Source organism: Burkholderia sp. JP2-270 (assembly GCF_003233675.1).
Classification (GTDB): domain Bacteria; phylum Pseudomonadota; class Gammaproteobacteria; order Burkholderiales; family Burkholderiaceae; genus Burkholderia; species Burkholderia pyrrocinia_C.
On sequence record NZ_CP029825.1, the window covers coordinates 180,684 to 193,773 of the forward strand.

Consider the following 13,090-nt stretch of genomic DNA (forward strand, 5'->3'; position numbering starts at 1 on the left):
AATAACTTTCACGATTCTGGTCATATTTCAGACCAGAACGAAGCCGTGCGCATCACTTCGGCGCGATGTCGCGCCGCACGCGGCGGATATGCTGCTCGACATAGAACGCGGCCGCATCGGCATCGCCGGACACGATCGCCTCGTAGATCAGCCGGTGTTCGGACACGTAGAGCCGGATCCGGCCGGCGTCGTAGATGCCGTCGTCCTTCAGCCGCTTCCACAGCGGCTGGTCCATCGTCTTCGCGACCTCGTCCGCGATCTTCACGATCAGCGGGTCGCCGGTCATCAGCGCGAGCTGCCGGTGGAACAGCCGGTCGCTCTCGTTCCACAGCGCGCGCTGATGCGGATCGTCGACGTCGGTGATGGTTTCCATCTGCGCGAGATAGCGCTCGGCGCCCGGATCGGCGCGGCCATGCGAGGCCGCGAGGCGCGCGATCGCGGGTTCCAGGATCAGCCGCACGTCGAGCGTCGATGTCGGGCTGAAATCGGCCTCGGACGCCGCACGCGTGTCGCCGCGTTCCGCCAGCACGTCGAGCGGCGACGCGACGACGTAGGTGCCCGAATTGCGCTTCGTGAACACCAGCCCTTCGTTCTGCAGCGCGCCGAGCGCCTCGCGCACGGCCGGCCTTCCAACCTGGAACAGCACCGCGAGCTCGCGCTCGGACGGCAGCCGCGAATCGGCCGCGTAGCGCCCCGCGCGAATCTCGTCGCGGATCTTCTCGGCGACCTGCTCGTAGATCTGCAGCGGCCTGAAACCGCCTTCGAGTGATTCGGGACGCGCGGACATCATCGTTTGGCTCCTGCCCGGTCGCGGGCGTGGACTTGGAATGGGTTCGCACTATACCGGAGCGGCGCCGGCATCGAGACCACGGCGACCCTTCTGGACAGATATTAGAACCAAAACCGGCGCTTCGCTTTATTTTCAGGGTTGCCGGCACGACGGAAAGTGGTATAGATTCGATCCACGCTGCCTCCGTGTCACGGCATCCGGCAGCCCCCTGGCGGGCGCGTCATGCGCCCGCCGCCCACGCTCACCGACACCTGCGACGTACACGATGACCGCCCTTTCCCGGATTCCCGTTTTCGATGCGACCGACACGGCCGCGCTGCTCGATTACCCGGCGCTGCTCGCCACGCTCAGGCAGGCCGTCGCCGAGTACGCGGCGGGCGAGATCGTCAGCCCCGAACGCCTGGTCGTGCCCCTGCAGGCAGGCGGCGTGATGTTGTCGATGCCGTCGAGCGCGCGCGACCTTGCCACCCACAAGCTCGTGAACGTGTGCCCCGGCAACGGCGCGCGCGGGCTGCCGACGATCCTCGGCCAGGTGACCGCGTACGATGCGACCACCGGCGAGATGCGCTTCGCGCTCGACGGCCCGACGGTCACCGGGCGCCGCACGGCGGCCGTCACCGTGCTCGGCATCGACGCGCTGCATGGCGCCGCGCCGCGCGACATCCTGCTGATCGGCACCGGCAAGCAGGCGGCCAATCACGCGGAAGCGCTCGCAGCGATCTTTCCCGATGCGCGCCTTCACGTGCGCGGCACCAGCGCCGCCAGCGCGGCCGCCTTCTGCGCCGCGCACCGCGCGCAAGCGCCGCGGCTCGCACCGCTCGACGGCGACGCGATTCCCGATGCGATCGACGTCGTCGTCACGCTGACGACGAGCCGCACGCCCGTCTACCGCGAGGCCGCGCGCGAAGGCCGGCTCGTGGTCGGCGTCGGCGCGTTCACCGCGGATGCGGCCGAGATCGACGCGAACACGGTGCGCGGCAGCCGGCTCGTCGTCGACGATCCGGCCGGCGCGCGCCACGAGGCCGGCGACCTGATCGTCGCGCAGGTCGACTGGCAGCACGTCGCGTCGCTCGCCGACGTGCTGGGCGGCGCGTTCGCCGTCGGCGGACCGCTGCTGTTCAAGAGCGTCGGCTGCGCCGCGTGGGATCTCGCCGCGTGCCGCACCGCACGCAATGCGCTGGACGCGCGCCAGGCCGGCTGACCCGGCAGCAAAACCCGCCGGCCGCGTGCGCGGCGTCGGTGCGGCATCGCAATATCCGGCGTGCCCGGCATTTCCCGTACGCGCTGTAGGAAATGCCCTACAACGCGTCGAAGCGGCCTACACGAACTTCCAATTCGGCCGATTTCATTTTTTGCGGCACAACACGATACTGCCGGCATGAATGCCAGCCTGTCCCCCGCCGCGCTCAGGGTGTTTCTCGTCGATCACGCCGTCGCCGTCCGGCAGCGAATCGCGCTGCTCGTCGGCGCGATTCGCGGCGTCGCCGTCGTGGGCGAAGCGGAAGACGGCCAGCACGCGTGGACGCAGATCCGCGGCAGCCGGGCGGACGTCGTGATCGTGGACCTGCGGCTCGCGGACGGCAGCGGCCTCGACCTGATCGGGATGCTGTCGAAGGCCGCGCCGCGCATCGTCACGATCGTGCTGACGAATCATTCGGCGCCGGCATTCAGAGAGGCATGCGCGTCGGCCGGAGCCGACTACTTCTTCGACAAGACCGTCGAATTCGACGCCGCGTGCCGTGTCATCGAATCCCTGGTGCACGCTCGCGTGCACCAACCCTGACAAGCCGGAGCGACGACTCATGCCCACCGCCACCGCCTGCGCCGCCGACGTCCCCGTCGCGCCCCGACCGACGACTCCGCCTCGTGCGGTCACGCGCGCCGACGCCGCCAAACATCCCGCCGCACGCTGCTCGGCCTGCGCGATGCGCTCGATGTGCCTGCCGCCGCAACTGACGGCCGCCGAATACGGCCGTCTCGACGCGATCATTTGCACGACCCGGCAGGTTCGCCAGGGCGACGCGCTGTTCCGCACCGACGATCCGTTCCAGAGCATCTATGCGGTGCGCGCGGGTTCGGTCAAGACGGTGATGATGCATCGCGACGGCCGCGAGCACGTGACGGGCTTCCAGATCGCCGGCGAAACGCTCGGGATGGACGGCATCGGCAGCGGCCAGCACTGCTGCGACGCGATCGCACTCGAAGACAGCGTCGTGTGCGTCATCCCGTTCGGTGCGCTCGAAGCGGCGTGCCGCGAGATCAAGCCGATGCAGCACTTCCTCTATCAGATGCTGAGCAGCGAGATCGTGCGGAAATCGAGCCAGATGCTGCTGCTCGGCACGATGTCGGCCGAACAGCGCGTCGCGCATTTCCTGCTGAACCTGTCGTCGCGCTTCGAGGCGCGCGGCTATTCGGCGACCGAATTCAACCTGCGGATGACGCGCGAGGAAATCGGTTGTTATCTCGGGATGAAGCTGGAAACGGTCAGCCGGATGTTCTCGCGGTTCCATCGCGAAGCACTGGTCGAAACCCGCGGCAAGCGCGTGCGCATCATCGACGCGCAAGCGCTCGCGCGGGTCTGACTCGGGCCAGACGTACGCGCCGGCATCGTCCTCGTCCGCGCGGCATGGCACGCCGTGCGTCACGGAGCCGTGCCATCGGTCGCCGCGTCGCGCAGCATCACCCTGCCACCGCCCGCCTGCCACGCGACCAGCGTCTGTTCGGCCTGGGCGAACGCGCGGTGCAGCGCATCGTCCACGTCCTCGCCGCTGCACGGCGGCAGCGACCCGAGCGCCTCGTCGTGAAACACCAGGTCGAGCCGCACGTCGTATTTGCGCGCCCCGTCGGCCGCCACCCGCGATTCGATTGCGAGGTGACAGCCGTCGATCAGCGCGCGAAACCGTTCGAGCCGCACCAACTGCGCGCCGGCTTCGGCTTCGATCGCGGCCGAACCGGTGAATCCGAGGCAGGCGATCTGCATGCCCACGCCCATGTCGTTTCTCCTGACGGGGCCGCCCGCTCGTCGACCGCCTTGCATGCACCGCCCGAGCCGAAAGGCGGCGGTGCGTATTTCCCGTGGCGTGGCGCGGATTCTTCGATCGCTGGCCTGCCGATAAGTCTGTCCGCACCTCTGTCGGCGCGGCACCGTTCATACGTTGAATACCTGCGACGTCTTCATCTCGATCCACGTCATTCCGGCCCGCAGCCCTTCGATCATCGCCTCGCGCTCGGTCGGATACGCATGGCTGTGCTCGAACGTATGATGAAAGCGCGCGGCGCCGCTGCCGTGCTCGACCGACACGCGGCAGCGGAATTCGCCCGATTCGCACGGGCGCGTCTCGACCTCGACCGACCAGTCGCGTTCGTGAATGTTGCCCTGCAGAGTCATGTGCCCTCCTGCGGTGTCAATCGCCGAGCCGGAAGTGGCCGCTGTGCAGCAGCACCGGCCGGCCGCCGATTTCCTCGAGCATCCGTCGTGCCATCGCTTCGATCGCCGGCCGGTGCCCGTCGAACGCGGCCAGCAGGTCGCGTTCGAGCAGCGACGGCGCGCCGAAATGGTCTTCCAGTGCCTCGGCCGTGACCGCGCACTGCACGCAACGTCCGTCGACCAGCGCCGAAAACGCGACGACCAGATCGCGCGCGCAATATTCGGCCGGCTCGGGCGGGAAGGTAATCTGCATCTGTCCGCCTGTCATTGTCGTGATGACTCCATGACGAGAGCATAGTGGCGCGCGCGGCCGCCCGCTTGACCCACGTCAACCGGTTCGCTGCACCGCACGATCGCGGTGCGGTATCGTGCCGCCGATTCAGTCCGCGTCGGGCTCGATCGCCGCGCCGCGCTGCGCGAGCAGCTCGCGCAGCACGCTGCGGTGGCAATGGCGCTCGTCGTCGCAGTAGCAGCCGATCGAGAACGCGGTGGTCGCCGACAGCGCCGCCAGCAGGTCCAGCACCTTTGCCGGATCGCCATGCGCCATCTCCGCGCGGAAGTGGCGCTTGAACGCGTTCCATTCGGCATCGGTTTCGGCGGCCTGCGCCTGCGCGACGAGCTCGGGGCTCGGCGACAGCGTCGGCAGCCATACATCATAGTAGTTGCGCGACGCAAATTCCGCCTTCGGTACGCCGCGCGGCGGCCGCCGCACCGTCCCGATCCGCAGGCCCTCGCCGGCCGCGCGCGGCGTGCCGAGCTGGATGATCCGGATGCCCATGTCGCTCCTCTGTCCTGTGTCCGATTCCTTGATCGTACCGCCGCGCCTGGGCACGCGTCAGCCGGGTAGCACGCATCGCGGCCGCGCAACAAAAAACCGGCTGCCTCCGCGACGGGAGACAGCCGGTTCGGCCAGCAGCGTTGCGCGCCGGACGCGCGACGATCAGACGCCGCTCTTCAGCACCTTGCCGATTGCGTCGGCAACGATGCCGACGTTCGAGTCGTTCAGGCCCGCCACGCACATCCGGCCGGAACGCAAGATGTACACGCCGTGCACTTCGCGCAGCGCGTCGACCTGCGATTCGGTCAGCCCCGTGTACGTGAACATCCCGCGCTGCTTCACGTAGCGCGTGAGCGCTTCGCCGCTGACGTGGTCGCGCAGGCCGTCATGGATCGACTGGCGCATCCGCGCGATGCGGCGGCACATCGCCGAGAGTTCCTCTTCCCACTGCTTGCGCAGCGCGGGCGTGTTGAGCACGGCCGCGACGACCTTCGCGCCGTAGGTTTGCGGGTTGCTGTAATTCGAGCGCACGGCGCCGGCCAGCTGGCCGAGCACGCGCTCGGCCGCGGCCGCATCCTCGCAGACGACGCTCAGGCCGCCCACGCGCTCGCCGTACAGCGAGAAGTTCTTCGAGAACGAGTTCGCGACCAGCGCCGGCACGCCGCGGCGGGCCAGCTCGCGCACCGCGAACGCATCCGCGTCGAGACCCGCGCCGAAGCCCTGGTATGCCATGTCGACGAACGGCAGCAGGCCGCGCGCCTCGATCACGTCGATCAGCTTTTCCCACTGGCCTTCGTCGAGGTCTACGCCGGTCGGGTTATGGCAGCACGCATGCAGCAGCACGATGCTGCGCGCCGGCAGCGCGTCGAACGCCGCGAGCATCGCTTCGAACTTCAGGCCGCCCGTCGCCTCGTCATAGTACGGATACGTGTTTACCGTGAAGCCGGCGCGCTCGAAGATGAAGCGATGGTTTTCCCAGCTCGGATCGCTGAGCCACACCTGCGCGTCCGGGAAGTAGCGCTTCAGGAAATCGGCGCCCACCTTCAGCGCCCCCGAGCCGCCGAGCGTCTGCAGGGTCGCGATGCGGCCGGCCGCGCGGGCCGGGTGATCGGCGCCGAACACGAGCGCCTGCACGGCGTCGCGATACGCGGCCAGGCCGACCATCGGCAGATACGGCTTCGGGCCGCTCTCGCGCTGCAGCGCGGTTTCAGCTTCGCGCACGGCGCCCATCACCGGAATCCGGCCTTCGGCATCGAAGTAGATGCCGATGCTCAGGTTGACCTTCTGGTCGCGCGGATCTTTCTGGAAGTTCTCGTTGAGCGTCAGGATCGGGTCGCCCGGGTACGCGTCGATGTGTTCGAACATGGCTTGAGTCGGTCTCGTTTGGAAGAATGGTCGGTGGTGGCCTGCTTCAGCCTGCGGACGCACTGTCGCGCACCGCATAGCCAGCATTCTTCTGACGGAAGCGATACCCGATCGCGAGCACCGCGAGCCAGACCGGGATCAGGTACACCGACAGGCGGAGATCCGGCGTCAGGTACATCACGACGAGAATGCCGGCCATGAATGCCAGGCACAGGTAATTCGTGAAAGGATAGCCCAGACTGCGGAAGGAAGTCTTCTCCCCGGCTGCGCGCTTGGCCTGGCGGAACTTCAGGTGGATCAGGCTGATCATCGCCCAGTTGATGATCAGCGCCGACACGACGAGGCCCATCAGCACCTCGAACGCCTTGCCCGGCATGAAGTAGTTGACCAGCACGCACGCGCCGGTGGCGAGCGCCGACGCGCCAAGCGCGGCGAGCGGAATGCCGCGCTTGTTCACCGAGCACAGCACCTTCGGCGCGTTGCCCTGCTGCGCGAGGCCGAACAGCATCCGGCTGTTGCAGTACACGCCGCTGTTGTAGACCGACAGCGCGGCGGTCAGCACGACCACGTTCAGCACGTTCGCGACCAGGTTGCTGCTCAGCGCGTGGAAGATCAGCACGAACGGGCTGCCGCCGCTGACGACCTTCTCCCACGGATACAGCGACAGCAGCACGGCGAGCGCACCGATGTAGAAAATCAGGATGCGGTAGATGACCTGGTTGGTCGCGCGCGGGATGCTGTGCTTCGGATCGTCGGCCTCGGCCGCCGTGATGCCGACGAGTTCGAGCCCGCCGAACGAGAACATGATCGCGGCCATCGACATCACGAGGCCCGACACGCCGTTCGGGAAGAAGCCGCCGTGCTGCCACAGGTTCCTGACGCTGGCCTCCGGCCCGGCATTGCCGCTCGCGAGCAGCCAGCCGCCGAAACCGATCATCCCGACGATCGCCGCGACCTTGATGATCGAGAACCAGAATTCCGTCTCGCCGTACGACTTCACGCTGGTCAGGTTGATCAGGTTGATGACGACGAAGAACACGAGCGCCGACACCCAGGTCGGCACGCCCGGCCACCAGTACTGCACGTAGATCCCGACGGCCGACAGTTCGGCCATGCTGACGAGGATGTACAGCACCCAGTAGTTCCAGCCGGACAGGAAGCCCGTGAAGTGGCCGAAATACTTGTTGGCGAAATAGCTGAACGAACCTGCGACGGGCTCGTCGACGACCATCTCGCCGAGCTGGCGCATGATGAAGAACGCAACGATGCCGGCCACCGCATAGCCGAGCAGCACGGACGGGCCGGCCATCTTGATCGTCTGCGCGATGCCGAGGAACAGCCCCGTGCCGAGCGCGCCGCCGAGCGCAATCAGCTGGATGTGCCGGTTCTTCAGCCCGCGCTTCAGGCCGTCGCTCTCGTTTCCAGAAACCATGTCTTCTCCACTCTGTCCGCCTCCGCCTGAAGCGGGGCGGCGCGCCTCGGTGTGCCGGGCGCTGTTTTTGCTGTGCCGGCGGCGTTCGTGGAGCCGCCGGGTTGGGGACTGCAATCTTCGCGTGGCGGCGCCCGATTCGCGTCGGCGTGCCCGCCAGACCGGCCACCGACTTGTCGCCCACGCCGCATTGCTGCGGCCACACACGAAAATCCGGCGTCAGTTTAGCGTCGCGACGGCGAAATCGGGTTTCGTAACCCGTTCATGCAAACCCTACATTATGAGATAAGATTGCATCCAGGAGACAAATGAGGAAATAAAAATGCCTGAACCGGTTCTCGACCGCATCGATCGCCACTTGCTTTCGATCCTGCAGGAGAACGGCCGTGCGTCGAACCTCGATCTGGCGAAGGCCGTCGGGCTGTCGCCCGCACAGACATTGCGGCGCCACCGGCGGCTGGAAGAGATCGGCGCGATCCGCCGCTACGAAACCCGGCTCTGCCCCGACACGCTCGGCTTCGGCGTCACCGCGTTCGTGCACGTGACGATGGAGCGCGGGCATATCCGCGATCTGTCGAAGTTCCAGAAACTGGTGTCCGATCTCGCGCAGATCCAGGAGTGCTTCTCGGTGACGGGCGACATCGACTATGTGCTGAAGGTCGTCGCGCACGACCTGAAGGGGCTGTCGCAGTTCCTGCTCGAAACGCTGATGCGGATTCCCGGCGTGAGCGGCGTGCATTCAAGCGTGTGCCTCGACGAGATCAAGTGCACGAGCGCGATGCCGGTGGAAAGCTGATTTACCAGGGCGAACGCCCTGCACGTTCGGCAGCCACCTTCACCGCACCGCCTCGAACGCACTGATCAGCAACGCCCCCGCCGCAATCACCGCACATCCCGCAGCGCGGCGCGGCGTCAGCCGCTCGCCGAGATACACGCGTGCGATCAGCGCCGCGAACACCACGCTGGTTTCGCGCAGCGCCGACACGGGGCCCATCGGCGCGCGATCCATCGCCCAGATCACGATGCCGTACGCGAGCGCCGCGAACACGCCGCCGCATGCAGCCTTCGCCGTCTCGCCGACATCCTGCGTCAGCCGCAGCGGCCCCGCGCGCAGCCGGTAGTACGCGGCCATCATCGCCCCCGTCAGCACGAACATCCACGCGGTATAGCCCACCGTGCTGCCGCTTTCCCGCACGCCGATCCCGTCGACCACGCTATAGGCCGCGATCGACACGCCGGTCGCGAACGCGGTCGGCAGCACTTGCGTCATCCGGTGCTTCGCGCCGCGCCCGCCCTCCAGCCCGATCGCCATGATGCCCGCGCAGATCAGCACGAGCCCGCCTTGCGCGCCGGCGTTCAGGTGCTCGCCCGCGAACGCCGCCGCGCCGAGCGTGACGAGCAGCGGCGCAGTGCCGCGCGCGACCGGGTAGGCAACGGTCAGGTCACCGTGCTCGTATGCGCGCACCAGCAGCAACGTGTAGACGACGTGGATCACGGCCGATGCGACGACGCAGAGCCAGCCCATGGGCGTGATCGGCGCGGCGGCAGGCAGGAACAGCAGCGCGAACAGCCCGATCGCGATCTGCAGCACCGTGGCCGACCGCAGCCGGTCGCCGCTGCTGCGGACGAGCGCGTTCCATGACGCATGCAGGAACGCAGCACACAGAACGGCAAACAGAACGGGGATCGGCACGATGAATACTCGGTAACGGTCGGCAACATGAAATCGTCGTCGCAGGGCATCCATCGTATGAATACGTCACACGATTGTCAAAAACGCGGTATCCACGGCATGACGCGCGAACCGGCCGACGGCACCGTCTCGCCCGCCCCGCGCGGCATTCACGGCAGCGGCCCCGCGCGCCGCGAAATGTGTCGTCGAGGTTGCGCGCGGTCTGCCCCTTTCCGTTCTCTTTCGTTCCGCGTTGCGCCGTAATGGAATCGATACCACGGCGCAACCATCGCGAAATCACTCCGTCCCCATATCTTCATACGCGACTGTTTCAATGCGCGTGCTCTCTCGCGAGTTCCGCGCCGAACCGACACGGCGACGGGGCCGCTCTCCACCATCGAAGGCCTTACCTGGAGTTTCCCGATGTTCCGTCAAGCCTTGCTCGTCACCGCCTGCGCAGCCGCGACGCTTGCGCTGTTCGCCTGCGGCGGCAGCGACGATCCGACGTCGACGCCCGCGGTGTCGTCGCAGGATGCGCTGCAGACCGCCACGCCGATCAAGCACGTCGTCGTGATCTACGGTGAAAACATCTCGTTCGACCATTACTTCGGCACCTACCCGAACGCGACGAACCCGTCGGGCGAGCCGGCGTTCACCGCGAAGCCCGGCACGCCGACGCCGAATGGCCTGACGGGCACGCTGCTCACTGCGAACCCGAACTTCACGAACACGGCCAACGGCACCGACGCGGCGAACCCGTTCCGCCTCGACCGCACGCAGGCCGCGACCGCTGACCAGAACCACGCGTACACGGCCGAACAGCTGGCCGAGGACAACGGCCTCGCCGACCTGTTCCCGAAATACACCGGCAAGGGCTCGTCCGGCGGCGCCGGCGCGTTCGGCACGAAGGGCCAGGTGATGGGCTACTTCGACGGCAACACCGTGACCGCGCTGTGGAACTACGCGCAGCGCTTCGCGATGAGCGACAACGCATACACGACGGTCTATGGCCCGTCGACGCCGGGCGCGCTGAACGTCGTGTCGGGGCAGACCAACGGGATGCAGATCGTCAAGACGTCGAAGCAGCCCTCGACGCTCGCAGCCACCTCGTACTACATCAACGACGGCCAGGGCGGCTTCACGATGATCAACGACGTCGACCCCGGCTTCGACGTGTGCTCGAGCACGACCGACCAGGCGATGATGACCGGCAAGAACATCGGCGACCTGCTGAACGGCGCGAAGATCACGTGGGGCGGCTTCATGGGCGGCTTCAACCTGTCGACGACCAACGGCAACGGCACGACGGGCTGCAGCCGCAGCACGGTCGCCACCGCCGTGAACGCCGCGACGGCCGACTACATCCCGCACCACAACTGGTTCCAGTACTACGCGTCGACGTCGAACCCGCAGCACACGCGCCCGAGCTCGATCGCGGCGATCGGTTCGAGCGTCCAGACCGACGGCAAGACGGCGGAACCCGCGAACCACCAGTACGACAGCGACGACTTCTTCGCGGCCGTGAAGGCCGGCAACTTCCCGTCGGTCAGCTTCCTGAAGGCGCCGGCCGCGCAGGATGCACACGCGGGCTATTCTGATCCGCTCGACGAGCAGGCATTCGTGACGAAGGTCGTCAACTTCCTGCAGCAGCAGCCGGACTGGCAGAACACGGCCGTGATCGTCACCTATGACGACTCGGACGGCTGGTACGACCACGTGTACACGGCGCCGACCCGTTCGTCGTCCGACGCCGTCGACCAGGTCAACGGCAACGGCAAGTGCGGCACGGGCGGCACCACCGGCGTGAACGGCGGCACCGTGAACGGCCGCTGCGGCCCGGGCGTGCGCATTCCGCTGATCGTGATCTCGCCGTACGCGAAGCAGAACTACGTCGACCACACGATGATCGACCAGGCATCGGTCGTGCGTTTCATCGAGGACAACTGGCTCGGCGGCCAGCGCATCGGCGGCGGCTCGTTCGATGCGACGGCGGGCGACCTGCGCGGGCTGTTCGACTTCACGTCGAAGCCGAACACGACGCCGCTGTACCTCGATCCGACGCTCGGCACGGCATTGAGCGCGGCACCGGCGATCTGACCGGCATCCATCGATCGCAGGCCGGCGCATCACGCGCCGGCCGTTTCCATTTAACGCGCCGCTTCGTGCGGCGCCCGAATTCCGACCGACAGCATGACAGCTCGCCCCGCGTTCCCGTCTCCCGACGCTTCCGCCCCCCCCGCGCCGCATTCCCCTTCCCGCCTGCTGCACCGCACGGCGTTCGTGCTCGGCGCGGCCGTGCTCGGCTATGGGGCGTTCGCGATCGCGTTCCCCGCGCGGGTGCCCGCGGCGATCGGCACCGTCGTCGCCGACTGGACGGGCGCGAATCCGCATCCGGTCGTGCTGCAGCGGCCCGCCGCGCAGCCGCTGTCGGCGGTCGCGCAGCTCGGGCGGGCGCTGTTCGTCGATCCGTCGCTGTCCGCGTCGGGCAGGCAGTCGTGTGCGTCGTGTCACAGCCCCGATCATGCATACGGCCCGCCGAACGCGCTCGACGTGCAGCCGGGCGGCCTCGCGATGACGCAGCACGGGTATCGCCCGCCGCCGTCGCTGATGTATCTGTACCGGCAGCCGAACTTCAGCATCGGCCCCGATGCCGGTGAAAACGACGCTGCGCCGAGTGTCGCGCAGCAGGCCGCGGCGGCGGCCGGCGTCGTCAAGGCGCAGAAGGTGGCCGGCACGTCGGCCGCGCCGCAGCTCGTGCCGCAAGGCGGGATGTTCTGGGACGGCCGCGCCGATACGCTGCAGCAGCAGGCGTTCGGCCCGCTGCTGAATCCGGTCGAGATGGCGAACGCGAGCATCGGCGACGTCGCGCGCAAGCTCGCGCAGTCGTCGCACCGCGCGCAGTTCGAGCAGCTGTTCGGGGTGCGCGTGTTCGACAGCCCGCAGCTCGCGGTGTCGGAAGCGATGTTCGCGATCGCGCGGTATCAGGTCGAGGATCCGTCGTTCCATCCGTACAACAGCAAGTACGACCGCTGGCTCGAAGGCCGTGCGCGCCTGTCGCAGGCCGAGCTGCGCGGGCTGCGCCTGTTCAACGATCCGGACAAGGCGAATTGCGCGGGCTGCCACCTGTCGAAGCCCGGCAAGGACGGGCTGCCGCCGATGTTTACCGACTACCAGTACGAGGCGCTCGGCGTGCCGCGCAACCAGCAGCTTGCGCAGAACCGCAACGCGGCGTTCTACGATCTCGGCGTGTGCGGGCCGTTCCGCGACGACCTGAAGGACCAGACGCAGTACTGCGGGATGTTCCTCACGCCGACGCTGCGCAACTCGGCGACGCGCCAGGTGTTCTTCCACAACGGCGTGTTCCACACGCTCGACCAGGTGATGGCGTTCTACAACGAGCGCAGCATCTCGCCGCAGAAGTTTTATTCGCGCGGCGCGGACGGCAAGATCGACGAGTACGACGACATCCCGCCGAAGTACCGCGCGAACGTCGACGTGACCGATGCGCCGTTCGATCGCAAGCCGGGCGACAAACCCGCGATGACGGCGCAGGACATCAAGGATATCGAAGCGTTTCTCGGCACGCTGAACGACGAGCCGGTGCGGCACTGAGCCGGTTGACCGCCGCG

The 13,090-nt window shown here is 67.5% G+C and carries 14 protein-coding genes; 6 read left to right on the forward strand and 8 right to left on the reverse strand.

All coding sequences use genetic code 11. The features are described from left to right. Positions 1 to 52: 52 nt before the first annotated feature. The gene (locus DM992_RS18465) at positions 53 to 790 is read right to left on the reverse strand and encodes a GntR family transcriptional regulator (protein ID WP_111018080.1); all 738 of its coding nucleotides are present in this window, start codon (positions 788 to 790) and stop codon (positions 53 to 55) included. Between the two features lie 265 nt (positions 791 to 1,055). On the opposite strand from DM992_RS18465, the gene lhpI reads away from it, so the two are divergent. The 3 genes from lhpI to DM992_RS18480 all read left to right on the forward strand — a co-directional run bounded on the left by lhpI (position 1,056) and on the right by DM992_RS18480 (position 3,372). Further along, positions 1,056 to 1,991 carry a bifunctional Delta(1)-pyrroline-2-carboxylate/Delta(1)-piperideine-2-carboxylate reductase gene (gene lhpI / locus DM992_RS18470; protein WP_111018081.1) on the forward strand — a complete coding sequence of 312 codons (936 nt, stop codon included), beginning with the start codon at positions 1,056 to 1,058 and terminating at the stop codon, positions 1,989 to 1,991. A gap of 177 nt (positions 1,992 to 2,168) precedes the next feature. Then, positions 2,169 to 2,573 (forward strand): response regulator transcription factor, encoded by a 405-nt coding sequence (locus tag DM992_RS18475; protein WP_111018082.1) that lies wholly within the window; start codon positions 2,169 to 2,171, stop codon positions 2,571 to 2,573. A 19-nt stretch (positions 2,574 to 2,592) separates the two neighbouring features. Beyond that, positions 2,593 to 3,372: a helix-turn-helix domain-containing protein gene (locus tag DM992_RS18480; protein WP_111018083.1), complete on the forward strand. Its 780-nt coding sequence runs from the start codon at positions 2,593 to 2,595 to the stop codon at positions 3,370 to 3,372. Between the two features lie 59 nt (positions 3,373 to 3,431). On the opposite strand, the gene DM992_RS18485 is transcribed toward DM992_RS18480, so the two are convergent. From DM992_RS18485 to DM992_RS18510, 6 genes are all read right to left on the reverse strand, one after another. Continuing rightward, complete coding sequence (locus DM992_RS18485) at positions 3,432 to 3,782, reverse strand: metal ABC transporter ATPase (RefSeq protein ID WP_111018084.1); 351 nt, start codon at positions 3,780 to 3,782, stop codon at positions 3,432 to 3,434. Between the two features lie 156 nt (positions 3,783 to 3,938). Beyond that, positions 3,939 to 4,178 carry a hypothetical protein gene (locus DM992_RS18490; protein WP_034179571.1) on the reverse strand — a complete coding sequence of 80 codons (240 nt, stop codon included), beginning with the start codon at positions 4,176 to 4,178 and terminating at the stop codon, positions 3,939 to 3,941. Positions 4,179 to 4,194: 16 nt separating this feature from the next. Further along, a complete protein-coding gene (locus tag DM992_RS18495) occupies positions 4,195 to 4,485 on the reverse strand; it encodes a DUF1488 domain-containing protein (RefSeq protein WP_111018085.1) in 291 nt (96 codons plus the stop codon). A 111-nt stretch (positions 4,486 to 4,596) separates the two neighbouring features. Continuing rightward, on the reverse strand, positions 4,597 to 4,995 hold the full coding sequence (locus DM992_RS18500) for a DUF488 family protein (RefSeq protein ID WP_111018086.1): 399 nt from the start codon (positions 4,993 to 4,995) through the stop codon (positions 4,597 to 4,599). Between the two features lie 162 nt (positions 4,996 to 5,157). Beyond that, positions 5,158 to 6,360, reverse strand: coding sequence for an amino acid aminotransferase (locus tag DM992_RS18505; protein WP_111018087.1), 1,203 nt, complete (start codon positions 6,358 to 6,360; stop codon positions 5,158 to 5,160). Positions 6,361 to 6,406: 46 nt separating this feature from the next. After that, positions 6,407 to 7,792: an amino acid permease gene (locus tag DM992_RS18510; protein ID WP_034179575.1), complete on the reverse strand. Its 1,386-nt coding sequence runs from the start codon at positions 7,790 to 7,792 to the stop codon at positions 6,407 to 6,409. Positions 7,793 to 8,111: 319 nt separating this feature from the next. Here DM992_RS18510 and DM992_RS18515 point away from each other — a divergent pair, with 319 nt between their 5' ends. Further along, the gene (locus tag DM992_RS18515; protein ID WP_065502096.1) at positions 8,112 to 8,585 is read left to right on the forward strand and encodes an Lrp/AsnC family transcriptional regulator; all 474 of its coding nucleotides are present in this window, start codon (positions 8,112 to 8,114) and stop codon (positions 8,583 to 8,585) included. 39 nt (positions 8,586 to 8,624) lie between these two features. On the opposite strand, the gene DM992_RS18520 is transcribed toward DM992_RS18515, so the two are convergent. Further along, positions 8,625 to 9,482 carry an EamA family transporter gene (locus tag DM992_RS18520; RefSeq protein ID WP_111018088.1) on the reverse strand — a complete coding sequence of 286 codons (858 nt, stop codon included), beginning with the start codon at positions 9,480 to 9,482 and terminating at the stop codon, positions 8,625 to 8,627. A gap of 402 nt (positions 9,483 to 9,884) precedes the next feature. On the opposite strand from DM992_RS18520, the gene DM992_RS18525 reads away from it, so the two are divergent. Both DM992_RS18525 and DM992_RS18530 read left to right on the forward strand, forming a co-directional pair. After that, positions 9,885 to 11,558, forward strand: a complete 1,674-nt coding sequence (locus DM992_RS18525; RefSeq protein ID WP_111018089.1) for an alkaline phosphatase family protein — start codon at positions 9,885 to 9,887, stop codon at positions 11,556 to 11,558. A gap of 93 nt (positions 11,559 to 11,651) precedes the next feature. Further along, complete coding sequence (locus DM992_RS18530) at positions 11,652 to 13,073, forward strand: cytochrome c peroxidase (RefSeq protein WP_111018090.1); 1,422 nt, start codon at positions 11,652 to 11,654, stop codon at positions 13,071 to 13,073. Positions 13,074 to 13,090 lie beyond the last annotated feature (17 nt).

Coding starts and splice junctions, on each gene's coding strand:
- DM992_RS18500 (WP_111018086.1), bottom strand. CDS start 4,995: ATGGGCATCCGGATCATCCAGCTCGGCACGCCGCGCGCGGCCGGCGAG.
- DM992_RS18505 (WP_111018087.1), bottom strand. CDS start 6,360: ATGTTCGAACACATCGACGCGTACCCGGGCGACCCGATCCTGACGCTC.
- DM992_RS18510 (WP_034179575.1), bottom strand. CDS start 7,792: ATGGTTTCTGGAAACGAGAGCGACGGCCTGAAGCGCGGGCTGAAGAAC.
- lhpI (WP_111018081.1), top strand. CDS start 1,056: ATGACCGCCCTTTCCCGGATTCCCGTTTTCGATGCGACCGACACGGCC.
- DM992_RS18525 (WP_111018089.1), top strand. CDS start 9,885: ATGTTCCGTCAAGCCTTGCTCGTCACCGCCTGCGCAGCCGCGACGCTT.
- DM992_RS18530 (WP_111018090.1), top strand. CDS start 11,652: ATGACAGCTCGCCCCGCGTTCCCGTCTCCCGACGCTTCCGCCCCCCCC.
- DM992_RS18495 (WP_111018085.1), bottom strand. CDS start 4,485: ATGACAGGCGGACAGATGCAGATTACCTTCCCGCCCGAGCCGGCCGAA.
- DM992_RS18485 (WP_111018084.1), bottom strand. CDS start 3,782: ATGGGCGTGGGCATGCAGATCGCCTGCCTCGGATTCACCGGTTCGGCC.
- DM992_RS18480 (WP_111018083.1), top strand. CDS start 2,593: ATGCCCACCGCCACCGCCTGCGCCGCCGACGTCCCCGTCGCGCCCCGA.
- DM992_RS18475 (WP_111018082.1), top strand. CDS start 2,169: ATGAATGCCAGCCTGTCCCCCGCCGCGCTCAGGGTGTTTCTCGTCGAT.
- DM992_RS18490 (WP_034179571.1), bottom strand. CDS start 4,178: ATGACTCTGCAGGGCAACATTCACGAACGCGACTGGTCGGTCGAGGTC.
- DM992_RS18515 (WP_065502096.1), top strand. CDS start 8,112: ATGCCTGAACCGGTTCTCGACCGCATCGATCGCCACTTGCTTTCGATC.
- DM992_RS18465 (WP_111018080.1), bottom strand. CDS start 790: ATGATGTCCGCGCGTCCCGAATCACTCGAAGGCGGTTTCAGGCCGCTG.